The organism is Clostridium sp. TW13 (assembly GCF_024345225.1).
Taxonomy (GTDB): Bacteria; Bacillota; Clostridia; order Clostridiales; family Clostridiaceae; genus Inconstantimicrobium; species Inconstantimicrobium mannanitabidum.
Window position 1 is genome coordinate 673,655 of the sequence record NZ_BROD01000001.1, and the last position, 21,475, is coordinate 695,129.

General features: G+C 29.4%; 25 protein-coding genes. 19 read left to right on the plus strand and 6 right to left on the minus strand.

The window, feature by feature from the left end; genetic code table 11:
• Positions 1-37: 37 nt before the first annotated feature.
• From OCU47_RS03200 to OCU47_RS03210, 3 genes are all read left to right on the plus strand, one after another.
• On the plus strand, positions 38-580 hold the full coding sequence (locus OCU47_RS03200) for a GNAT family N-acetyltransferase (protein WP_261827148.1): 543 nt from the start codon (positions 38-40) through the stop codon (positions 578-580).
• Between the two features lie 285 nt (positions 581-865).
• On the plus strand, positions 866-1,105 hold the full coding sequence (locus OCU47_RS03205) for a hypothetical protein (RefSeq protein WP_261827149.1): 240 nt from the start codon (positions 866-868) through the stop codon (positions 1,103-1,105).
• A 157-nt stretch (positions 1,106-1,262) separates the two neighbouring features.
• On the plus strand, positions 1,263-2,171 hold the full coding sequence (locus tag OCU47_RS03210; RefSeq protein WP_261827150.1) for a chemotaxis protein: 909 nt from the start codon (positions 1,263-1,265) through the stop codon (positions 2,169-2,171).
• Between the two features lie 285 nt (positions 2,172-2,456).
• Here OCU47_RS03210 and OCU47_RS03215 read toward each other — a convergent pair whose 3' ends face one another.
• Entirely contained in the window at positions 2,457-3,224 is a 768-nt protein-coding gene (locus OCU47_RS03215) for a GNAT family N-acetyltransferase (RefSeq protein ID WP_261827151.1), read from the minus strand.
• A gap of 105 nt (positions 3,225-3,329) precedes the next feature.
• Between OCU47_RS03215 and OCU47_RS03220 the strand changes: the two genes are divergently transcribed.
• Together OCU47_RS03220 and OCU47_RS03225 are read left to right on the plus strand one after the other, a co-directional pair.
• Positions 3,330-4,235, plus strand: coding sequence for a GNAT family N-acetyltransferase (locus OCU47_RS03220; protein WP_261827152.1), 906 nt, complete (start codon positions 3,330-3,332; stop codon positions 4,233-4,235).
• Positions 4,219-5,334, plus strand: coding sequence for a leucine-rich repeat domain-containing protein (locus OCU47_RS03225; protein ID WP_261827153.1), 1,116 nt, complete (start codon positions 4,219-4,221; stop codon positions 5,332-5,334). Before OCU47_RS03220 ends, OCU47_RS03225 begins: the two co-directional genes overlap by 17 nt.
• Positions 5,335-5,350: 16 nt before the next feature.
• Here the strand turns inward: OCU47_RS03225 and OCU47_RS03230 are convergent, their stop codons facing one another.
• Entirely contained in the window at positions 5,351-6,211 is an 861-nt protein-coding gene (locus tag OCU47_RS03230) for a S66 family peptidase (protein WP_261827154.1), read from the minus strand.
• A 164-nt stretch (positions 6,212-6,375) separates the two neighbouring features.
• On the opposite strand from OCU47_RS03230, the gene OCU47_RS03235 reads away from it, so the two are divergent.
• The 8 genes from OCU47_RS03235 (at position 6,376) to rfbD (ending at position 12,273) form a co-directional block, all read left to right on the plus strand.
• Positions 6,376-6,834 carry a GNAT family N-acetyltransferase gene (locus OCU47_RS03235; protein WP_261827155.1) on the plus strand — a complete coding sequence of 153 codons (459 nt, stop codon included), beginning with the start codon at positions 6,376-6,378 and terminating at the stop codon, positions 6,832-6,834.
• A 230-nt stretch (positions 6,835-7,064) separates the two neighbouring features.
• Entirely contained in the window at positions 7,065-7,472 is a 408-nt protein-coding gene (locus OCU47_RS03240) for a YjdF family protein (protein ID WP_261827156.1), read from the plus strand.
• Positions 7,473-7,718: 246 nt separating this feature from the next.
• A complete protein-coding gene (locus OCU47_RS03245) occupies positions 7,719-7,889 on the plus strand; it encodes a hypothetical protein (protein ID WP_261827157.1) in 171 nt (56 codons plus the stop codon).
• 164 nt (positions 7,890-8,053) lie between these two features.
• Positions 8,054-8,923, plus strand: coding sequence for a pyridoxal 5'-phosphate synthase lyase subunit PdxS (gene pdxS, locus OCU47_RS03250; RefSeq protein WP_261827158.1), 870 nt, complete (start codon positions 8,054-8,056; stop codon positions 8,921-8,923).
• A gap of 2 nt (positions 8,924-8,925) precedes the next feature.
• Positions 8,926-9,495 carry a pyridoxal 5'-phosphate synthase glutaminase subunit PdxT gene (gene pdxT / locus OCU47_RS03255; RefSeq protein WP_261827159.1) on the plus strand — a complete coding sequence of 190 codons (570 nt, stop codon included), beginning with the start codon at positions 8,926-8,928 and terminating at the stop codon, positions 9,493-9,495.
• A 247-nt stretch (positions 9,496-9,742) separates the two neighbouring features.
• Positions 9,743-10,795 carry a MerR family transcriptional regulator gene (locus OCU47_RS03260; RefSeq protein WP_261827160.1) on the plus strand — a complete coding sequence of 351 codons (1,053 nt, stop codon included), beginning with the start codon at positions 9,743-9,745 and terminating at the stop codon, positions 10,793-10,795.
• A gap of 95 nt (positions 10,796-10,890) precedes the next feature.
• Positions 10,891-11,382: a pyroglutamyl-peptidase I family protein gene (locus tag OCU47_RS03265; RefSeq protein WP_261827161.1), complete on the plus strand. Its 492-nt coding sequence runs from the start codon at positions 10,891-10,893 to the stop codon at positions 11,380-11,382.
• A 9-nt stretch (positions 11,383-11,391) separates the two neighbouring features.
• Positions 11,392-12,273: a dTDP-4-dehydrorhamnose reductase gene (gene rfbD / locus OCU47_RS03270; protein WP_261827162.1), complete on the plus strand. Its 882-nt coding sequence runs from the start codon at positions 11,392-11,394 to the stop codon at positions 12,271-12,273.
• A gap of 264 nt (positions 12,274-12,537) precedes the next feature.
• Here the strand turns inward: rfbD and OCU47_RS03275 are convergent, their stop codons facing one another.
• A complete protein-coding gene (locus OCU47_RS03275; RefSeq protein WP_261827163.1) occupies positions 12,538-14,259 on the minus strand; it encodes an N-acetylglucosaminidase in 1,722 nt (573 codons plus the stop codon).
• Between the two features lie 275 nt (positions 14,260-14,534).
• On the opposite strand from OCU47_RS03275, the gene OCU47_RS03280 reads away from it, so the two are divergent.
• On the plus strand, positions 14,535-15,107 hold the full coding sequence (locus tag OCU47_RS03280; RefSeq protein ID WP_261827164.1) for a beta-class carbonic anhydrase: 573 nt from the start codon (positions 14,535-14,537) through the stop codon (positions 15,105-15,107).
• 68 nt (positions 15,108-15,175) lie between these two features.
• On the opposite strand, the gene OCU47_RS03285 is transcribed toward OCU47_RS03280, so the two are convergent.
• From OCU47_RS03285 to OCU47_RS03295, 3 genes are all read right to left on the minus strand, one after another.
• Entirely contained in the window at positions 15,176-15,640 is a 465-nt protein-coding gene (locus tag OCU47_RS03285) for a hypothetical protein (RefSeq protein WP_261827165.1), read from the minus strand.
• Between the two features lie 147 nt (positions 15,641-15,787).
• The gene (locus tag OCU47_RS03290; RefSeq protein WP_261827166.1) at positions 15,788-16,648 is read right to left on the minus strand and encodes a DMT family transporter; all 861 of its coding nucleotides are present in this window, start codon (positions 16,646-16,648) and stop codon (positions 15,788-15,790) included.
• A 293-nt stretch (positions 16,649-16,941) separates the two neighbouring features.
• The gene (locus OCU47_RS03295) at positions 16,942-17,979 is read right to left on the minus strand and encodes a S66 family peptidase (protein ID WP_261827167.1); all 1,038 of its coding nucleotides are present in this window, start codon (positions 17,977-17,979) and stop codon (positions 16,942-16,944) included.
• A 156-nt stretch (positions 17,980-18,135) separates the two neighbouring features.
• On the opposite strand from OCU47_RS03295, the gene OCU47_RS03300 reads away from it, so the two are divergent.
• The 5 genes from OCU47_RS03300 (at position 18,136) to OCU47_RS03320 (ending at position 21,374) form a co-directional block, all read left to right on the plus strand.
• Positions 18,136-19,044 (plus strand): helix-turn-helix transcriptional regulator, encoded by a 909-nt coding sequence (locus OCU47_RS03300; protein ID WP_261827168.1) that lies wholly within the window; start codon positions 18,136-18,138, stop codon positions 19,042-19,044.
• Between the two features lie 116 nt (positions 19,045-19,160).
• On the plus strand, positions 19,161-19,619 hold the full coding sequence (locus tag OCU47_RS03305) for a GyrI-like domain-containing protein (protein WP_261827169.1): 459 nt from the start codon (positions 19,161-19,163) through the stop codon (positions 19,617-19,619).
• Between the two features lie 162 nt (positions 19,620-19,781).
• Entirely contained in the window at positions 19,782-20,132 is a 351-nt protein-coding gene (locus OCU47_RS03310) for a hypothetical protein (protein WP_261827170.1), read from the plus strand.
• Entirely contained in the window at positions 20,129-20,998 is an 870-nt protein-coding gene (locus OCU47_RS03315; RefSeq protein WP_261827171.1) for a GGDEF domain-containing protein, read from the plus strand. The genes OCU47_RS03310 and OCU47_RS03315 overlap by 4 nt, the downstream gene beginning before the upstream one ends.
• Positions 20,999-21,155: 157 nt before the next feature.
• Positions 21,156-21,374, plus strand: a complete 219-nt coding sequence (locus tag OCU47_RS03320; RefSeq protein WP_261827172.1) for a FeoA family protein — start codon at positions 21,156-21,158, stop codon at positions 21,372-21,374.
• Positions 21,375-21,475 lie beyond the last annotated feature (101 nt).

A 21,475-nucleotide genomic window follows, 5' to 3' on the forward strand; every position in this document is an offset into this window, starting at 1 on the left:
ATGAAATTAGCTGATTTTATAGAATTGGGGTGCAGATATGAGAACAGAGATTAAAAATAGTTTTAAAGGATTAGAAATTAATACAGAACGATTGCTTATACGTCATATTGAGAATAAAGATAGAAATGATTTTTTTGAAATATTTAGTAACGAGGAAACTGCTATAAATGATGGAATAAGACCTTATGTGGAAATGGATAAAAGATATGAAGCAGATTTTAAATATATATCAGATCAGATGCATTTTGCAATAGAATTAAAAGAAGGTAATAAAATGATTGGCATTATGCATTTAACGGAAATACTAGAAAGAGCAGTGGAGTGTTATGAAATTGGATATGACATTCATTACGCATTTAGAAGAAAAGGGTATGCTACAGAAGCTATTAATGCAATTATAGAGTACTGTTTTAATTTTCTGGGAATAGAGATGTTAGTTGCATTAGTGAATGAATGGAACGAGGAATCAATAAGTTTATTAAATAAACTTGGATTTTTACAAGAGGGAAAAATTCATAAGGCACAGAAACATTATAAATTTGGAGTAGTTGATCAATTGAGTTTTTATAAGGAAAGATAAATTATTTAACTAAACATTATTAAGCTTAAAAAAATAATAATTAAGCATATATTAGAAAGTATGCTAAGTAGTAAAGTGAGATAGAGAGGGTCATCTATATGGCAACTTGGATTGCACATTTAAGAGTAGCAGAAAGATAATTATATTTATTTGACACAAAAAGAAATGGATAAATTTATTGTTAGTGCAACTAAGAGTATTGATGATGGTCTCAAGCTGCTTCTGTGTGAGAGATAATTTAATAAAAATAGAGTAAGGATAATAAGATTTTAGGGAGATATAAAAATGGGTGAGATAGATAAACGTAATAAACTTGCTGAAGAATACTTTTCATATAAAGTTTCAAAAGATAAAAATGTATTTTTATATTGGTATAATAAGCAGGTAAAGATATTGGTGGGGAAAGAGAGCGAAAAGTTTCTTTCTAAAATAGAAAATGCTGATTCGAAGGAAGCTCAATTAATTATGGCAAAAGTTACTGGTGATTTTAAACATGGTAATGAAAAAGATAATAAGAAAAAATAAAGTGTTTTTTAATTCTTAAATAATATATAATAAAATTATAAATTTTAATTATTTTATTATATATGTTTATATTACATGTATAAAGAAAAGTCTTTTATATTCGATAAATTGATTAATGATGTAATAGTTTTATTACGAATGAGAAGGGGAGTTTAATATGGAAACAAACATACTGCTTGAATCTGGAACTGGAGAATTAGAAATACTAGAATTTGCAATAAGCAAAAGACATTATGCAATAAATATAATAAAGATTAAAGAAATTTTAGATGTAGATGCAAATAGATTAACACCATTACCTTTATCACATCCTGCAATTGCTGGATTGATTCTTAATAGAACAGAAATATTAACTGTAATTGACCTTAAGTATGTTGTTGAAGGTGTAAAGAGCAAGAATTTTTCTAAACTTATAGTGTGCGAATTTAATAAGTTAAAAGTTGCTTTTATTATTGATGAAGTTATAAAAGTTCAAAGAATTAAATGGGAAGAAATTATGAAACCAGATGATATTTCACCTAATTCTTTAGTAGTAGGTAATATTGTTATTGATAATAATATAGTATTAATGCTTGATTTTGAAAAAATAGTTACTGATATTAGTCCGGAAACAGGAATAAGTGAAGATAGAATTTATAATGTTGATTATAGAGATAGATCTAGCATTAAGCTTATAATTGCAGATGATTCAGCTATGATAAGAAAGTTATTAGAAAACACGCTTTTAAAGGCTGGATTTAGAGGGTTTAAGACATTTTCTGATGGAAAACAAGCTTGGGACTACTTAAAAGCAGTTTCTGTTGAAAAAGGTGAAAAATTTACAGATGATGTAGAAATTCTTATAACAGATATCGAGATGCCTCAAATGGATGGTCATGCACTTACTAGACATATAAAAGAAGATCCAATCCTATGCAAGTTACCAGTTATTATATTCTCATCTCTTATTACAGATGACTTAAAACATAAAGGTGATTCTGTAGGAGCTGATGGACAACTTAGTAAGCCAGAAGTTGGAGAATTAGTAGAATTAGTGGATAAGTTAATTGCTGAAAATAGAAAATAGTAATGAATAAATAGAAATGCACTCTAACCAGTATAGGTTAGGAGTGCATTTTTCAGCTAATATAGTCTTTAACAAAGTTGTTATATGTAGAGAAAGAGGGTATAAGGTGTTATCTATTAGTTGTATAGAACTATTCCATAATAATATTGGTGGACAAGATGCAAAAATTCGACATTTTTCTGCCAACATTTAAGTGGAACAGTTCTACACACATTCCTGCAAATACTTTATATGTTCATGTATATTTAGTTAATCATGAGTTACATAAGTTAGAGTTTACAAAGATTAGTCAAAGTTGAATTTTAGGCTACTGTCATAAGGTGATGTTCCATCAAAGATATTTTTATAAGTACACATCCAAGTTGGAATAAAGCCACTTTTATATGCCACAGCTTGTGAAGCAATATTTGAAGAAGCAGCACCGTAATAAGGAACTATGCCTTTATCAATAATTATCATTGCAAGATTGCTTACTAGAGTTGTAGCAAGTCCTTTATTTCTATATTGTGGTATGACGTCAATACCTATCTGCCACATATGAATACTATCAATAGAAGCACCTGCCATAGCTACAATTTTATCATCATGCATTGCATATATAGCAATTGCATCTGGGCGAGGATCATCAATCTCATATTGGATAGCGTTTTCAAAACCGGGAGTTTTATAAAGTTCATGTATTTCCGTTCCTTCTTTTATGTGTATAGTAAAACCATCAGGATAAGGCAGTGTTTGTACTCTATTAGTATCAGGAATGAAGTAGAGTGAATGTCCATATAAAAATGGTGCTGCGAAGATATCTTCTCTGGTTCTATGCTCAAGTAATAGTTTTACTTTAGGTAGTATGTTTTTATCTGCAGAGACAATAATGCTTTTGTCCATAGTACATATTTCAAGGAAAGGTGTTTGTCTTTCAAACAGCCTTCTTCCTTCATTTTGTCTAGCTTCACAAAATATTGTTCCTTCTGTAAGGAAGTCCTCTGGAGTACAGTTCATATCTATAGCTAATTGTTGACGTACAGTTTCTAGTATTTTTGTTTTATTTAAATTCATAGTGCACCTCTCAAAAATAAGTATAGATATATTATATCTCACTTGTAAGAATAATGGAATATAAGTATAATTATAGAATATATAATAAAATATTGGGGGATTATTATGATTAATTTAGAGGAATATAAAATTTGTAAAGCTGATTCAAAAGAATGGGCAAGATATCATGCTATTTATAGATTGAGTAATTTTAATGAATGGATGTCATTAAGCTTTGAGGGGGATATTGACAGATATTTAAAAGTAGACTTCTGCTATTGGGTCATGATAGGAGGGATAAAAGTTGGTGGTGCACTCATAAAACCTAATATGCTAAAGTGTGTTTTCACTATACCACCATTTAATAATAAAGAGATATTAATTAACAAGTTAAGTGAGTATGTTGAATCTATATCAGATGAAAGTAAACCAATAGAAGTTCCTGATGCTGATTTAGAATCAGTAAAGTACTACCAAAACATTGGATATAAGCTTGAGGAAGTTAATAAACTTATGGTTTGTCCTACAAATAAATATGAAGTTACTTGGGATGAACAATATGAGATTATAAGTCCTGATGAAAGCAGACATGCTGCTGATATGGTGGAGCTTTATTTTCAAAGCTATAGTAAAAATAAACTTCCACAAATTGCAGCACAATCTTATGAATTTCAAGTTTCAAGTGTAAATGTATGTTTTAACTTTATAAATGGTGGAAGTGTACCTAAAGACTGGTCTACATTAGTTTTTGATAAATTAACCAATAAATTAGTTGCAGCATGTACAGTTGCTCTTGTTAATAATCTACCATATATACTTGATTTTGTTGTACATCCTGAATACCAAAGAAGAGGATTGGCAACAAAGATGATGAAAAGAACATTAAATTTATTTAAAAATGATTATCCAGCAATTAGATTAAATAATGTTGTTGGTAATGATGCAGAAATACTTTATAATAAATTAGGTTTTATAAGCTTAGCAGAAAAAGCATTAATGAAAAAGGAGCAGCATAATGAAAAAATCAATTAAGTTTTCAAATTTTGTTAAGATTTTAATACTTGCTTTATTAGCATGTATTACAGTTTCACCTAGTAATTATTTTGCAGTTACTAATATTCAACTGACTATAAGTAAGGTTGAGGATATAAATGCGGTTGTAACTCAGTGGGATAATTACATATTACCAACTAAAGTATTAGCAGTTATGAATAATAATTCAAAGCAACAAGTTCCTGTAACTTGGAATGGTAATAAAGTAGTTACTAGTAAGCTTGGTAAATATACTTTTACAGGAAGAATAAGTGGGTACAGTGATAAGGTTAAATTAACATTAACAGTAGAAGATCCTATAGTGACTTTTAAAGATAAAAATTTAGAAGACTTGGTTAGGTTCAAAATAGAAAATAAAAAAGGAATCTTGCATAAAAGCGATGTTAACAAGATAACAAATTTAGATGGGACTTATCGTGGAATTACGCATTTAGATGGGATAGAGAATCTTGAAAATCTTACTGAGTTACATTTGTTAAGCAATGAAATAACTGATATAACTCCATTAAACAAATTAAAAAAACTAGAGGATATTATATTGAGTAATAATAAAATTAAAGATATAAGTGCACTAAGAGGATTAAATAACTTGAGGGGGATTGCTTTTGACAATAACCCTATAAAAGATGTAAGTGTAGTAAAAGAATTAACTAATTTAAATTTTGTCAGCTTGCAAGAATGTAATATAAGTGATATAAGTGTGTTGGAAAAATTGACCAAACTAACAGACGTTAGGTTAAATAATAATAAAATAAGTGATTTAAGACCATTAAGTGGATTAACTAATCTAACCAGTATTGATTTAAATAATAATAGAATAAGTGATATTAACCCAATAAAGAATTTAATAAAAATGTGGCATATAAACTTGGAAAATAATAGAATAAGGGATTTAAGCCCAATGAAAGGGCTTAAGAAACTTTTTACTATTAATGTAGCTAAAAATTATATTAGAGATATAACTGCTTTAAAGGGGTTACCAGATTTAATAGTTCTTGATATACGTCTAAATCTAATAAGTGCCAAGGATAGGAAAGCGTTTAAAGTTGCAAATCCATCGTTTACACTATGTTATTAAGAGAGAAGATGGGGAATTAGCAATCTAATGAAAGATATTCACCAACTCTTATGCATTTAGAATCAGTACCATGACCAATATCATAGGTTTTTACTATAGGTAGATTTTCATTTTCGGTAATATTTAATACAAGCTCCTCCATAGTAGGTGTAATATTATTTTGTTCCATTTCAGTGAAAGTACCTAGCAGAATACCCTTGATTTTTTTGAATGCACCCATGAGTTTTAATTGGCTTAAGTAGGTGGTCATTAAGGCCACTTCACCGCCATACCCTTCTAAAAGCAATATTTTATCATCAAAGTTAGGCATATAAGGTGTACCAGCTAATTTTAAGAAGCATCTTATATTGCCTCCAATAACGATACCTTCCATGCTATTTCCACGTAAGAATTTGTATTTTATATCATATAGATCATCCTTATTATTTAGCAAGGAATTAGAAAACCATTCAATTTGTTGTGTTTTATGATTATATATTAGATTTCTAATTTGATATAGGTAAGAGGTACTACCTGTCATAGCATATATTGAGTTAATTATTGTAGTTAAATCACTATATCCAAAGAAAGGCTTATAATGATTGAAGATTACATCAAAATCAAGATACTCTAGCACTTCATTAGCAACATCACCACCAGATATATCAAAAATAGCTTTTATATTATCATCAATATAGAAATTCATAAGAGCATCAGCTCGTTCTTTTCCTGTACCACTAAATACAGAATATTTTTCAAAAATATGATTGCTGCATACAGGTATTAAACCTAAACTTTTGATGGTTTCTAGTAGCTCGTTTATACGTTTTTTATATGAAGTGAGCTGGGCATTAGAGCACCCAACAATTGCTATTTGTTCTCCAGCTTTTAATAACATTTTATCATCACCAATCTATTAAATTCAGTCTTGTTTTTATATAAGTATTATATCAGCAATTTTTTGCTTTTCACAGTAACCTTAGAAATTGAAGTACACGCTAAGACTATGTATAATAAAGCAAATGCATAGCTAGAAGTTTATGCAAAATAAGGAGGAGAAATATGAATATAATTAAAGTGACAGATAAACCTTTAGCGGATGCGTGTGATGAGATGTTAACATCTTTAATCATGGATGAGAGGCAATATGATAGGAATATTAGTGAAAATTTTATAGTGTGCGACTGGTATTCAACTACATTAGATAATGAACAACTAATAACATTTGCTGCAATTGATGAAGGAGAAGCAATTGGGTTTATTCATGGGTTTATAAAGGATCAAGCAGGTACATATGTAAATGAGACAGTAGTAATGCTTGATGCTATGTATGTGAAAGATAAAAGCAGAAAGCAGGGTGTAGGTACAGCACTTATAGAAGAATTTAAGAAATGGGGCAAATCAGTTCATGCAAAGTACATAGATTTAACTGTTTTAATTGATAATTCTTCAGGTATTGAATTATACAAAAAACATGGATTTATTCCATTGAAAAGTTATATGAGAAATGAAATAAAATAGATAAAATGGCTAATAAATTGGAATTTAAGTTAATCAGTGATATAATAATTGTAAAATAAATAGCTATGAGATAAAAACACTATTCGGTTGGTAGTCCGAATGCGTATACAATATACGTCAGTAACCTGCCCTCCTGGGGTTGTCCGTTCTCTGTATAAGGCATCTGAAAATAGACTTGCATATAAAACTATGTGCTTTTAGATGCTTAAGCTCAAATACAGGAGGAAAAAATGATAAAATTAACAGTATTTTTTGAGGATCCGTTTTGGATAGGTGTTTTTGAAAAGGTTGAGGATGATAAAATTGAAGTATCACGAGTAGTTTTTGGTCAGGAACCAAAAGATTATGAAGTGTATGAGTTTGCATTAAAGAATTTGTATAAGTTAAAATTTAGTGAACCTATGGCAATTGAAAAGAGTCCACAAATAAAAATCAATCCTAAAAGGATACAAAGAAAAATTCGTAAAACAGTAGAAGAGAGTGGAATTGGCACTAAGGCACAACAGGCATTGAAGCTTGATTATGAAAATAAGAAAAGTGAAAGAAAAGCTTTGTCTAAGGAAAGAAAAGAAAAAAAACAACAGTTAAAATTCGAAAAGAAACAGCAAAAGAAGAAATCGAAAAAGAAGGGTCATTAATTATAACCTTAGATTTACATTGATTGAAAAAATATACTGGCAACTCCTTCTTACAAGTGTAGTCTCTAATTATGGATTACATTTGTAGGAAGGAGTTTCTTAGAGATGATTATATACAGAGCGGAAGATGTAAAGAAAATAATACAACATTAGATATATTCACCTTTTATTCAATTTAGTAGTATAATTTATGAAACAGTTTAGTATAATAAAAATGTTTTAAATATAATCAAGGGAGAAGATAATATGGATACTGTTCTAATATTTACTATCATCAATTTGGTTATTATAATTGCAATTATAGTTGTGATATTCAAAGGAATACAATCTTATAAAAAAGCTACTATTATAAATAGAGAGATGAATGAAAAGATAGATTTTATTTATAATTCATTGAGGAATGGGGAAAATAAATAAAGGTGTAATGAGAAAAGAAATTTTATAGTTATAATAGGAAAAGTGCTGAAATATTGATATTTGCAGTGCTTTTTATTTGTTATTTTTAAATGTATCGGTACATTTGTAATTTGTTTTTATTAATCTATAATATAGCTAACAATAAAATTTTGGGGGTTAAATAAATGGCAAAATATGAATTAAACAAAAATTTGGCTCAAATGCTTAAGGGCGGAGTAATTATGGATGTAGTAAATGCAGAGCAAGCAATTATAGCTGAAAGAGCAGGGGCTTGTGCAGTTATGGCACTTGAAAAAGTACCAGCAGATATAAGAAAAGAGGGTGGAGTTGCAAGAATGTCTGACCCTAAGATGATAAAAGAGATACAAGCAGCAGTTTCAATCCCAGTTATGGCTAAGGTTAGAATTGGACATTTTGTTGAAGCTGAAATATTACAAGCAATTGGCATTGATTTTATAGATGAAAGTGAAGTTCTGACACATGCAGATGATAAATATCACATAGATAAGGCAAGTTTTGATGTACCTTTTGTATGTGGAGCAAGAGATTTAGGTGAAGCGTTAAGAAGAATTGGTGAAGGAGCAGCAATGATAAGAACTAAGGGAGAAGCAGGTACTGGAGATGTTGTTCAAGCTGTTAAGCATATGAGATGTATAATGGACGATATCAGAAGAGTAAAGAATGCGCCAAAAGATGAATTGATGACTTTAGCTAAGGAATTTGGAGCTCCTTATGATCTTATAGAATATGTTTGGGAAAATGGTAAGTTACCAGTAGTGAACTTTGCAGCAGGCGGAGTTGCAACACCAGCAGATGCAGCACTTATGATGAAGCTAGGAGCAGAAGGAGTGTTTGTAGGTTCTGGAATATTTAAATCAGGAGATCCAGAAAAGAGAGCAAGAGCTATAGTTATGGCAACAACATACTATAATGATCCTAAGATTCTTGCTGAAGTATCAGAGGATCTTGGTGAACCAATGGTAGGTATAAACTGCAGTGAGTTAACTACTAAATTTGAAGAAAGAGGCTGGTAAAAATGAAGAAGATAGGTGTACTAGCACTTCAAGGTGGAGTAATAGAGCATATAAATCACGTTAAGGCTCTTGGATGTGAAGCTGTAGAAGTAAGAAAAGTTGACGAATTGGATGATTTGGATGGGCTTATTTTACCAGGTGGAGAAAGTACAACTATTGGTAAATTATTAAGAAAAACAGGTATTTTTGATAAACTTAAAGATAAAATATCTAGTGGTTTTCCTGTGTGGGGAACCTGTGCTGGAATGATACTTCTTGCAAAGAGTATTGAAAATGATGGAGCAATTCACTTACAGACTATGGATATAACAGTTATGAGAAATGCCTATGGAACACAAATAAATAGTTTTATTGAGGAAAAAATCATAGGAGAAGTTTCTTCTGAGCCAATTCCACTTGTATTTATAAGAGCACCTTATATTACAAAAGTAGAAGACAATGTACAAGTGTTGTGTAAGGTTGCTAATAATGTTGTAGCAGCAAGGCAAAATAATATGTTAGTTACATCATTTCATCCTGAATTAACAGACAATTTAGATATGCATAAATATTTCATAGGTATGTGTAGCTAATAATTGTTTATATAACAATAGGATTGTAATTAGATTATTTTTATATAGTCTAGTTACAATCCTTTTTTATTTTGAATATAGGTTAAATGATTTGAAAAATAAGTGAATTCATATATTGTTTCATTTTGAAGTATTGCTTCTCTGGATTCCTTACGAATTTAAAAGAAAAAAGCCTGGGTGTATAATTAATAATGGTATTGACTTAGCCCAAAGGGCAGGGGTTATATTTCAATTGAGGTGATTATTAATGAATACAAATGAAGTTAGAAGACAGTTAAATATTTCTTCTAAAGCATTAAGAATTTATGAAAGTATGGGAATTGTAGTGCCTGAAAGAACGGAAAATAACTATAGAAATTATAGTAAAGATGACCTTATGAAATTGAGGCAGGTGACACTCCTTAAGGAAATGGGAATACCATTAAAGAATATTAAGGAACTTCTAGACCAAGAAATTAGTAAGGATAATAAAATAATTCGAGGATTAAATCTTCAATTTAAAGCGGTTGAAAACAAAATAAGTGAATTGCAGAAAATAAAAGAGACCTTAAAACAGAGTATAAATGAAGCATTAGAAGTTAAGATAGACGAAAATTATGATAATTATTTTGACAGAATAATGGAATGTCTTAATGAGAATAGAGCTAATAGAACTGAGTGGATTGATAAGTGGGGCTTTGATGAATGGGCTAAAAATTATGATAATTCCTTAGAAAATAATGATTCATGGGATGAATTGAGGTTATTTGAAAAATATGATTATGTATTGAAATGTATAGCTCAAATAATTATTAACTCAAATGCAAAGAATGTACTTGATATTGGATGTGGGACTGCCAATATAGTCAAAAGGTTACCTAAAGGTATAAAATATACTGGGATGGATCAGAGTATAGAGATGCTTTTAAAGGCAAAGAATAAATTTTCTGATATTAATCTAAGATTAGGCAATTTTTTAGATGAGCCATTTGATGAAAATGAATTTGATGCAGTAATTACATCTTATGCTTTTCATCATTTAAATCAATTGGAGAAGGAAAATGCAATTAACTTGCTATTAAGATATTTAAAGCAAGGTGGAAAATTAATTATTGCTGATTTAATGTTTTTAAATGAAGCTGAAAGAGAAAAACAAAAACAGAAGTATGTTGATGGCGGAAGAATGGATTTATGGGATATAGTAGAAGATGAGTATTATTCCGATGTTGAAAAAATCAAAGAGTATGCCGAATTTTTGGGGGGCTCTATAAAAACCCAACATTTAGTTAATTTCACATGGCTTGTGGAAATATGTAAGTAAGAAGTGTGATTGATTTAATGTGGAAATAAATTGAGATAATATTATATAATGGAAGAAAATTGGTTATTGTAGTATACATTGAGAGGATAGCATTTATGAATACATTATTAGCAGGTTTTAAGGGGAAAAATAACTCAGCTAAAATCCTATTAGATTTAATTAATCCAAGGAATAAAGTTAATAAATTATATTTAGAGAATGATTTTTCAATATGTAAAAATCAATTGGAACTACAAATAAAAGCAGTAAATTATGATTATGTTATTGTTTTTGGGCAAAAGCCAGTTACTAAAGCTATTTGTATAGAAACTACTGCTAAGGGACAACAATACGATTATCAGACAAATTATGAGTATGCTTCGCTAGTAGAGTGTCTGAAGTTCAATAATTGCAAAGTGAAGCTATCCAATAACCCAGGTAATTACCTATGCAATTATGTGTATTTTAGTGGATTAGAATATATAATTAAAAATAACTTAAATACAAAGCTTTTGTTTGTTCATACACCATATTTAAAAAATATAATAAGCATTGATGTAGTAGGAAAAATATTTTCTCAGTATATAGATGATATGATGGAAGGGTAAGGTAGGATTATGAAGATATTAATAACAGGAGCAACAGGACAAGTCGGCACTCAATTAATGAATATATTAGCTAGTGGAAAATCTGAATTAGGAAATATTCCTAGGGAGATAGAAAATGTAGAAGTTATAGGTACAGGTTCTAAAGAATTAGATATATCAGATAATAAAAAGGTAATAGAGTTTATAAGAGAAGTTAAACCAGATGTTGTTATAAATGCAGCTGCGTATACGAATGTAGATGGTTGCGAAATAAATGAGGAACTTGCATATAAAGTAAATGCTTTAGGACCTAAAAATTTGGCAATAGCCTGTGAAAAAATAGGAGCAAAATTAGTGCATATCTCCACAGATTATGTGTTTAATGGAGTAGGAAATAAACCTTTTAGAGAGTATGATCATCTAGATCCTCAGAGCATTTATGGTGCGAGTAAAAAAATGGGTGAAGATTTTGTAAGGGAGTTTTCTTCTAAGTATTTTATAGTAAGACCGTCTTGGGTATATGGATATCAAGGTAAGAATTTTGTATATACTATATTAAAATTGGCAAAAGAAAACGGAGTTATAACAGTTGTAAATGATCAAAGAGGTAATCCAACTAATGTTGAAGATATAGTACACCACATCTTGAAGTTGATTGTTACAGAGGAATATGGAATTTATAATTGTTCAGGTCAGGGAGAATGTACTTGGTATGATTTTGCCTGCAAGATTGTTGAATTTGCTAATATTTCATGTACAGTGAAGCCTTGTACTTCTGATGAATACCAGAGCAAAGTAAAAAGACCAGCTTATTCATCATTAGATAATATGATGTTAAAATATACAGTTGGAGATGAAATGAGGAATTGGGAAGAAGCATTAAGAGTTTTTATTAATAATATAAAAATATGATTTTTATTTGTTGTAATAATATCTATCTACTTAAAATGTGGTACATGCATATAGAACTGTTCCATAAGGTAGTTGGTGGACAAGGGTATAAAAATCGACAAAATTCTACCAACATTTAGGCGGAACAGTTCTATACACATTCCAAAAAGTTATATAAGCTATAAGTGCTGGAAAATGGAAAATGCCAATTCATCAATCAAATTTATTGATAAATTGGCATTTTGTAATTTTATTTAGTTTATCTATAGATTCTCACTTAATATGCTATGGAAGATTAAATCTAGGTATTTCGTAGTAGAACATAGAGTTACTCATTTGACCTATAATTTTTTTCATGATTACTGATTGTTTGTAAGCCCAACCTATATCAGTAGCATATTGATGTGCATATAGTGTGCTTGGACTTCTATATAGTGTATTTATATCCCATCTCATCTTGTACAAAGTATCTTGTTTAAGTGTTAAATTGTTTATATACCCCTTGGAAATAAACTTAGCTCCACCTATAATTGCTTTAGATACAGAAGTCCACCCTTCATTATAGGCTTTTTCAGAACCCCATAGATCTGGGTTGGAGTCATAAGCACCAACACCATACATGTTATATACAGTAACAGGATTGTCCAAAGTAATAATTTTTGAATTTATGTATCCAAAGTCTTCATGTATAGATTTTACGGATATACCTTTAGCAAGTGCAGAAGTACCATTGCCAGTTTCTAAAAGAGAATGAGCAACTAAATATACAGGATTTATATTGTATTGCTTTCCCGCTTCTAAGAAATCAGCTCCGTGACCATCAAGGACTCCTTTTCCAACTAAAACTTTATTTAAATCTTCTACAGATATTCCATCTACATAATTTAACTTCAAAAATTGATTTATACCATAGTCATTAATGAAGTTAGTTGGGTTTAAATAGTAGCTTACTTGATCTTTTGTAGCATCAATCCAATTACCATTACTCCAAGTTTGAGCTTTAGTTGCTAAATTCATTTCACTATCTAAAAATCCACTTAGACTTAAGTTGGTATCAACATAATTTAATACGCCATACTTTAGTATTCCAAATGATATTTCCTTAGAGTCATCTACATCATTAAGCGATTTAGAATCTTTAACATCAACTTTTATTTTGTATTGACCTTCTTCAGTAGGAATCCAGGAGTAATTTGCATCAGAAGAATAATCTCTAACTTTAACCCAAGTTGTTCCCGAATTTACCCAATACCTATATAGTGGTGATGTACCAAAAGTTGATTTAGCAGTTAGTATTATTGTGTTGCCTATTTTTCTTGGAGAAGCAACATCAGAAGATAAATCTTGAACTTGAGGCTTGTCTACTATTTGTATACTTGTTTGAGTAGAAGTATCAGGACTTCTTAGAGAATTAGCCTGTTTAACATCTACTTTTATAATGTATTTTCCGGCTTTTAATGCTTTCCAAATCATTGATTTATTATAGGTGTAATCTCTAACTGTTTTCCAAGCTTGTCCATCGAAAACTGAGTATTTATAAAGAACACCTGAAGGTAAATTAGTAATTGTAGTGACTTGAACAGGGGCGCTAATCACTTGAGAAACCTTTACATCTGTGCTTAGAGCTTGTATTTTTACATTACTATAAACTTGATAATTTATTTGTTTAGAATTATAGTTTTTAGATGAGTACTTATCTTTTACTTCTAATTTTATTTTAGAAGTAGATGCTCTATAAGGTTTCCAAACAGTATTATTTTTTGATGAATAGTCTTGAAGTACATACCATCTAGTTCCATCAAATATTGAAAATTTGTATAGTAAGTTTTTACTCCCTGTAGCACTAGCGTTAATTTTAACTGATTCATCTACCTTGGCAGATTGCTTGTTTACATTTAAGCTATTAACTTTAACACTTATACTAGCAGCAAATACATTAACAGCTTTTACTGAGAAAACAAGAATCAATGATATAAAAAATATATTAATTCGTTTATTAATTCTCAAAAGAATTTCCTCCTTAATGATAAAAATTAGTTTGATTATGTTATCGATGAATATATGTGAGTTATTAAGGATATACGCTAAGATAACATTTATGTTTTCAGTGGAAATACAGGAAGTTTTTATTTAATAAGTGCATATATAATGAGAAAAAGAATAAATTATTTATGTTGTATTTAAATAAAAGTTATATATAATAATTTTATTAATAATAAATAAATGTAGGATTTTAAAATGTAAATATAAATTAATTAGACATAACTAAGGAGATTAGATAGATGAGTAAATTGCAACAAATACTAGAGTATAATAGAAGTTTTATAGATAATAAAGATTATGAAGAATATATAACAACAAAAATACCAAAGAAGAGAATGGTTATTGTGACATGCATGGATACAAGGCTAACAGAATTGTTGCCAAGGGCAATGAATATAAAAAATGGAGATGCGAAGATAATAAAAGATGCAGGCGCTTCTGTAGTTCATCCCTTTGGAGGAGTAATGCGAAGCATACTGGTTGCAGTTTATGAATTTGAGGCTGAAGATGTTTTTGTAGTTGGGCACTATGGATGTGGAATGAATAATTTGGATACAAGGAAACTTGTTGATACTATGGTGAGTAGAGGAATAAATGAAGAAACAATAGAAACCTTAAAAAATGCAGGTATTAACATTGAAGGCTGGCTTCATGGATTTGAATCAGTTGAAGAATCAATAAAGGAAAGCGTAAGAATGATAAAAGACCATCCATTGTTTCCTGATGATGTAAAAGTACACGGATTAATAATTGATCCTGAAACAGGAAAGATAGATGTGGTTATTGATGGGGATAACAATATTCAAAAATAATTTAAAATACTTGGGATAATGGTCAAACATTATTCCAAGTATTTTAAATATGATTTCTATTAAAAAAATTAGTTGTTTTTGTTTTCTATTTGATTTTTATTAGAATTTTCACTATAATTTCTGTCGCAACTATTCATACTATTTTTTACAGTTTCTTTTAGTGAATCACCTTGACTTTTTGTTATTTTACCATCTGCAACGGCTTTGTCAATGGCTTTGAATTTTTCTTCAAGTAGTGCTGCTTTAAATTGTTCTTTAGTCATTCCTTTTTCTTTAGCTAAATCATATATTGATTTACCAGATTTAATGGCTTCGTTGATTTCTTTGTCAGATAAACCTAATTTATTTTTTAATACTGATTTTCCATAATCAGAACCGTTCATGCCTGTAATATTTTTAAGTTCAGATCCATGATGGTGACAACTAATGATAAGATTATTAGTAGTTACTGAATCTGTACTTGCATATGTTGTTACACCTAAGCCAATTATACAAGTCATTGTTAATGCTAATATTAATTTTTTTGATTTCATTTTTTCCTCCTAAGTTATATTGTTTTTGCTGAGTATATAGGTATAAAAATAATACTATATTATAGAAGTTTCCTATTTGCTAAATAAAAATACATATTATCCTAGATTATTTAAATTCGAATCAATAGAAGGAAGTTAATAAAAAGATTAATTTTTATTAAATAAAAACATATATAATGAAGCGATAAAAATAACAACGTATCCTATAATGCTTAAATAATCAGGTAGAATACCAAATAAGCATAAACTAATTAATGCAGAAAAAATTATGTTGCTATAGTCAAATATAGATATTTCTTTGGCAGGTGCGTATTTATATGCAAAGGTTATACCAAACTGTCCAAGGCTTGCAAAAACTCCGGCTAGAATTAAATAGGCTAACTGAATTAGTTGCATAGGTTCATAATAAAATAACATTAATGGAAATGTAACAACACTTGAAAAAAGTGAAAAATAAAATACGATTGTATCTGGGTTTTCCTTTCCGCTTAATGCTCTCACACAGGTATATGCAGCTGCAGCTGTAATGCCCCCTAAAATTCCTATAACAAATGGAAATACATCTGAATTAAAAGTAGGCTTAACTATAAATAAAACACCAATAAAGGCTACAATTATTGATAAAATTTGTTTTAAATTTATTCTTTCATGTAAGAACATCCATGAGAAGATGATTACAAAAAATGGGCTAAGCTTATTTAGCATATTTGCATCAGATAAAATTAATTTGTCAATTGAGTAAAAGTTAAATAGTATTCCTAAGGTTCCAAATGTTGATCTAAGAATCAATGTTTTCTGATTTTCTTTTTTACCTAAAAAGCTTCCTTTATGATTTACTATAAGAAAGAATGCTATAACTAGTGAAACTGCATTTCTGAAGAAAGTCTTTTGAAATGAAGGTAACTCTCCTGATAATTTCACGAATGCAGACATCATGGCAAAGCCAAAGGAAGACATTATTATAAAGAATATTCCTTTGTATCTATTGTTTAATTTGCTAAAATTCATATAAATTTTATTCTCCTCCGTTAAAAGTATTATGGTTAGTATAAATTTTTTATTCTATGCACTTTATATAGTTTGTAAGTTTATATAGAACTATTCCATATTTAGCTTGTTACTTAGAACTTATATATATTATAAAAATAATATAGCATAGAATAAATAGAAGAGTAAATGAAAATAATTATCAATGTAAAGTGGTGGGTATAGACTTGAGGAATAATAAAGATGAAAAAGGTATAGAGCCAATATTGATTCTATACCTTTCAAAACCTATTCTACCATAGAAGTTATTTTAGTTATATTACTCCAGATTCCAAAATGCTAAATTGCTTGTTAATACAATCTATTTCAGCGAGTGCACCATATGGAATCGTAATTATTGGAGAAGCATGTCCAAAGTTTACGTTGCATAGGATAGGAAGATCTGTTAATTTTAATTCGTCTCTAATTACTTTTAATATTGCTTTCTTATAGTCTTCGTAGTAAACATTAAAATAAGGTTTACCAAAGATAATTCCTTTAGCTTTTTGTATAATACCCATGGTTCCATAATTCCTTAGCCAATATTCGAAATAATTAGGATCAGGTTTATCCTCAGAAGTTTCAAAGAATAAGATAGCATCATCGAAAGTTTTTAAATCAGGCCATAATTCAGTACCTTTCATCATTTCTAATACCTCTATGCAACCGCCTATTAAATGGCCTTGAACTTTCTCGCTGCCTTGTAATAATTCATAGCTAGTATTGTTTTCGACGCTTCTTTTTATATGTTTGTTACTCTCTTCCCAAGGTAAGTATTGGTTCACCCATTCTTTAGCTGGCTCAATGGATCCAATAGGTTCAGTGCTAAATAGAGTTTTTCTTACCCAATATTTTGTATAATCAAGCATTTCTACATTTTCAGCAAATTCGGCTAAGATTGAAGGTCCATAAAAACTAGATATGCCAGCTTTTAAGCACATAAAATGAGTAATAGTGTTATCAGAGTAACCTATAAAGACTTTAGGGTTATTTTTTATCACATCGAAATCAATATAAGGGAGCATCCTTACACTTTCATAACCACCGATACAAGTGAAGATACCCTTGATTGAAGGGTCTTTAAATGCTATCATTAAGTCTGCAGCTCTTTTCTCTGGATGTTCATAAATATAATTACTTCCACTAAGGGTATGTGGCATTTCAATAACTTCTAGTCCAAACTCTTCTTGAAGTCGTTTCTTTCCAATGCCATATCTCCATAGCATGTCTGAATCACCAGCACCACCCCAGCCAAGGCTTATAGTAGCCACTTTATCTCCAGGATTTAATTTATTTGGTTTTATTAGCTTCATATCTTGCACCTCCAGTAAAAATATTATTCGAATTATAACAAAACTTTGTTAACAAGTAAAGGAGTTATTGCTAAAATATAGATTTTAGATATATAATCAATAATATGACATATAGTTGTCATATTATTGATTATATAATTTATTAGGGTGGTAGAAATGCAGATAAATAGATTATTTGAAATTGTATATATATTATTTAATAAGAAAACAGTTACTGCGAAAGAATTAGCAGAACATTTTGAGGTTTCGCAGAGAACTATATATAGGGATATTGAATCTTTAACCATAGCAGGTATACCTATTTACACTAATAAAGGGAAAGGTGGAGGGATTAGTATCTTACCTGAATTTATTATAAATAAATCATTGCTTTCAGAAAAGGAGCAAAATGAGATATTACTAGCATTGCAAGGGTTGAGTGCACTAGAAGTCCCTAATGTTAATACTACTTTAAATAAGTTAGCAACATTATTTAATAAGAATAACACTAGTTGGATTGATGTTGATTTTTCAAGTTGGAGCAGTGATGATGGTGATAAAGAAAAATTTAAACTTCTTAAGGAGGCTATTTTTCAGAGGAAAGTTGTTAAATTTGATTATTATGGATCTTATGGTGAAAAGTCAGCTAGAATTGTAGATCCATTGAAGCTTGTTTTTAAAGGGCAGAGCTGGTATGTTTATGCCTGTTGTAGGACAAAAAATGATTATAGAATGTTTAAAGTTACTCGCATTAGCAATCTTATTATTACAGAGGATAACTTTGATAGGGTTGTGCCTCAAAATATTTTTAGTGATGCAAGTAGCCAAATAGAATACAAAATGGTCACTTTAGTACTAGAATTTGATGAATGTATGGGATATAAAGTATTCGATGATTTTAGATCAGAGGATATACAAAAAAATATTGATGGAAGTTTTACTGTTAGAGCTACAGTTCCAGAAGGAGACTGGATTTATGGTTGTATAATGTCGTATGAAGAGCATGTAAAAGTTGTTGAACCTTTGTATGTTAGGGATAATCTAGTGAATAAATATAAAAAGATGTTAGAAAAATATTTGAAATGATATAGCTAGATAGTAATTATATTTATAATCAAGTAATTTAAATCTTAATATGACATACTGTTGTCATTTTATATAAAATATACTAATTATATAAAATGAGAAGAGGAGTATGGATTATGGAGTATGAAATAGTAGAATTAGAAGAAAAAGTAGTGATGGGGGTATGTGTTAGGATCAGTAACCAAGATGAAAATATGCCAAAGGTAATAGGTGGACTATGGCAACACTTTTTTGCAGATGGAATGTATAAGGCTATAGAACATAAGAAAAATCAGTGTAGTATAGGGTTGTATTCTGATTATGAAAGTGATGTAAATGGATTATACGATGTAACAGTTTGTTGTGAAGTTAATGAATGTGAACAAATATTGGATGGCATTGTAGTAAAGAAAATTCCATCAGGAAAGTATGCTAAATTTATTGTGAAAGGACACATGCAAAGAGCAATAGCAGATTTTTGGACAAAGTTATGGTCTATGAAATTAGATAGAAAATATTCTTGTGATTTTGAAGAGTATCAAAGTGGGGGGAATATAGATAATTGTGAAATACATGTTTACATATCTTTAAATTAATATTAAAGTGGAAATCTCATGTTGGCAGAAGCTAATATGAGATTTTTATTTGTTAAAATTGTGTTTATATTTAAATGTATGTATAATTTTTTGTAGGTAATAGAAAAGCAGATAGATTTATGATAGTATTATATTAATAAATAAAGGAAGTGTGTAGTATTTATGGAAAATAGGGTAGAAGGAACTAAAAAAGCAGAAATCAATATGAGGTTTTCTGAGTTTGAAATGCCTCCAATGCAAGATATATTGATAGTAGGAAAGCATGCACCTATAGGACCAGAAGCTGCTAGAAGAATGGTTGATATACTTTCTCCAGATCAATACGACATAGTTAGAATTGAGAATGAATATGTTGAAGCAGTTGTAGTAAGAAAATCTTTGTTGAATATGCTCCCTAAAGAAAAACTTATTCCAATAGTAATGGGGGAGGTAGGAAGAATTGCTAACGAAACTATGATTATAAGGGCGCAAGTAAATATAGCAATTAATGTTAGCAAATCTATAGATTTATGATAAAAAATGTTTTAGAAATAGTGGATAGAGAAATATATAGAGTAGATGTATTAGATGGTGTACGACGTATAAAGAACATTTTTTATGAAAAAAATATTGAATGTTCAGCAGTTTATGAAAATGACAAATTGGTGGGTGTTTTGACACAAAAAGATTTATCCATAGCTCATCCCAATAGAATAATTGCAGATGTAATGACAGATAGATACATATGTACAGATACCAATACACATATATGGAAGGTTAAAGAGATTTATGATTCCAATAGTGAAATAGATGTGATTTTCGTAAAAGAAAAAAATGATATTGTAGGTCAAGTAACAAGAACAGGAATAGAGATGGAAATAGGGAAACATATTGATTTATTGACTGGATTATATAAAAATGATTACATATTTCATAAGGCTTATGATTTTATTCAAAGTGGGCAGTCTGTTACATTAATGTTTATAGATTTGAACAATTTTGGTAGTATAGATAAAAAATATGGACATATATTTGGGGATTTAGTTTTGAAAGGTGTAGGACAAGTTGTAAAAAATAATTATAATTCTGATGTTTTTGTGTGTAGATACGCAGGAGATGAATTTGCAATTTTAACTCCATACGGTATAAATCAATGTAAGGAATTTGCTGAGAAATTAAACAAAGACATAAATGAATATACATTTCCTAATGACATTCCAGTAACAGCGTCTATTGGTATCACAGCCTGCAAATTGAAAGACAAAATATTTGATAATATAGTTGAGGTAGTGAAACAATTAGTTAATACAGCTAGCTTAGCCTCAACAAAAGCAAAACGAAGTTTAGATACATCAATTGTAGTAGAAAAATTAGATATGGATGGTTTGGTTATAGAATAAATTTATTAAAGACTCTGCAGTTTGCAGAGTTTTTCTTTTTGTAAATGAAATTAAAACTGGGTATAGATCAAATAAATGATAATGACTTTCAATTACTCTTGAAAAGAAGTATTATTTAGTTTATAATAAGAATATAAAGTTGTAAGAAGGTGAAATTATGAATTTACTTCAAGGAGTTATTAACAAGGAGTATATAGTGAAAAATATTGAAGTTGAAGAAAATGTTCAGAGGAGATTGCAAGCATTAGGATTAATTAGTGGAACTAAAATAAAGGTCTTAAATAATAAAAAGAATGGTTCAGTTATTTTTAAAGTAAGAGGGACAAGACTTGCAGTAGGTAAGAAAATCGCAGAAGGTATTTTTGTGCTGAATTAGGACAAGAACTAAATATTATAAAGTAATGCTTAAATAGTATTTAGTGTATACAAGAAATTAAAGTTTTTGATATTTATATAATTAAAGTTTTAATATTGTAG

What these genes read in the sequence shown, in the direction of transcription:
- OCU47_RS03200 (WP_261827148.1), top strand. Translation starts at nt 38, where the DNA reads ATGAGAACAGAGATTAAAAATAGTTTTAAAGGATTAGAAATTAATACA.
- OCU47_RS03205 (WP_261827149.1), top strand. Translation starts at nt 866, where the DNA reads ATGGGTGAGATAGATAAACGTAATAAACTTGCTGAAGAATACTTTTCA.
- OCU47_RS03210 (WP_261827150.1), top strand. Translation starts at nt 1,263, where the DNA reads ATGGAAACAAACATACTGCTTGAATCTGGAACTGGAGAATTAGAAATA.
- OCU47_RS03215 (WP_261827151.1), bottom strand. Translation starts at nt 3,224, where the DNA reads ATGAATTTAAATAAAACAAAAATACTAGAAACTGTACGTCAACAATTA.
- OCU47_RS03220 (WP_261827152.1), top strand. Translation starts at nt 3,330, where the DNA reads ATGATTAATTTAGAGGAATATAAAATTTGTAAAGCTGATTCAAAAGAA.
- OCU47_RS03225 (WP_261827153.1), top strand. Translation starts at nt 4,219, where the DNA reads ATGAAAAAATCAATTAAGTTTTCAAATTTTGTTAAGATTTTAATACTT.
- OCU47_RS03230 (WP_261827154.1), bottom strand. Translation starts at nt 6,211, where the DNA reads ATGTTATTAAAAGCTGGAGAACAAATAGCAATTGTTGGGTGCTCTAAT.
- OCU47_RS03235 (WP_261827155.1), top strand. Translation starts at nt 6,376, where the DNA reads ATGAATATAATTAAAGTGACAGATAAACCTTTAGCGGATGCGTGTGAT.
- OCU47_RS03240 (WP_261827156.1), top strand. Translation starts at nt 7,065, where the DNA reads ATGATAAAATTAACAGTATTTTTTGAGGATCCGTTTTGGATAGGTGTT.
- OCU47_RS03245 (WP_261827157.1), top strand. Translation starts at nt 7,719, where the DNA reads ATGGATACTGTTCTAATATTTACTATCATCAATTTGGTTATTATAATT.
- pdxS (WP_261827158.1), top strand. Translation starts at nt 8,054, where the DNA reads ATGGCAAAATATGAATTAAACAAAAATTTGGCTCAAATGCTTAAGGGC.
- pdxT (WP_261827159.1), top strand. Translation starts at nt 8,926, where the DNA reads ATGAAGAAGATAGGTGTACTAGCACTTCAAGGTGGAGTAATAGAGCAT.
- OCU47_RS03260 (WP_261827160.1), top strand. Translation starts at nt 9,743, where the DNA reads ATGAATACAAATGAAGTTAGAAGACAGTTAAATATTTCTTCTAAAGCA.
- OCU47_RS03265 (WP_261827161.1), top strand. Translation starts at nt 10,891, where the DNA reads ATGAATACATTATTAGCAGGTTTTAAGGGGAAAAATAACTCAGCTAAA.
- rfbD (WP_261827162.1), top strand. Translation starts at nt 11,392, where the DNA reads ATGAAGATATTAATAACAGGAGCAACAGGACAAGTCGGCACTCAATTA.
- OCU47_RS03280 (WP_261827164.1), top strand. Translation starts at nt 14,535, where the DNA reads ATGAGTAAATTGCAACAAATACTAGAGTATAATAGAAGTTTTATAGAT.
- OCU47_RS03285 (WP_261827165.1), bottom strand. Translation starts at nt 15,640, where the DNA reads ATGAAATCAAAAAAATTAATATTAGCATTAACAATGACTTGTATAATT.
- OCU47_RS03290 (WP_261827166.1), bottom strand. Translation starts at nt 16,648, where the DNA reads ATGAATTTTAGCAAATTAAACAATAGATACAAAGGAATATTCTTTATA.
- OCU47_RS03295 (WP_261827167.1), bottom strand. Translation starts at nt 17,979, where the DNA reads ATGAAGCTAATAAAACCAAATAAATTAAATCCTGGAGATAAAGTGGCT.
- OCU47_RS03300 (WP_261827168.1), top strand. Translation starts at nt 18,136, where the DNA reads ATGCAGATAAATAGATTATTTGAAATTGTATATATATTATTTAATAAG.
- OCU47_RS03305 (WP_261827169.1), top strand. Translation starts at nt 19,161, where the DNA reads ATGGAGTATGAAATAGTAGAATTAGAAGAAAAAGTAGTGATGGGGGTA.
- OCU47_RS03310 (WP_261827170.1), top strand. Translation starts at nt 19,782, where the DNA reads ATGGAAAATAGGGTAGAAGGAACTAAAAAAGCAGAAATCAATATGAGG.
- OCU47_RS03315 (WP_261827171.1), top strand. Translation starts at nt 20,129, where the DNA reads ATGATAAAAAATGTTTTAGAAATAGTGGATAGAGAAATATATAGAGTA.
- OCU47_RS03320 (WP_261827172.1), top strand. Translation starts at nt 21,156, where the DNA reads ATGAATTTACTTCAAGGAGTTATTAACAAGGAGTATATAGTGAAAAAT.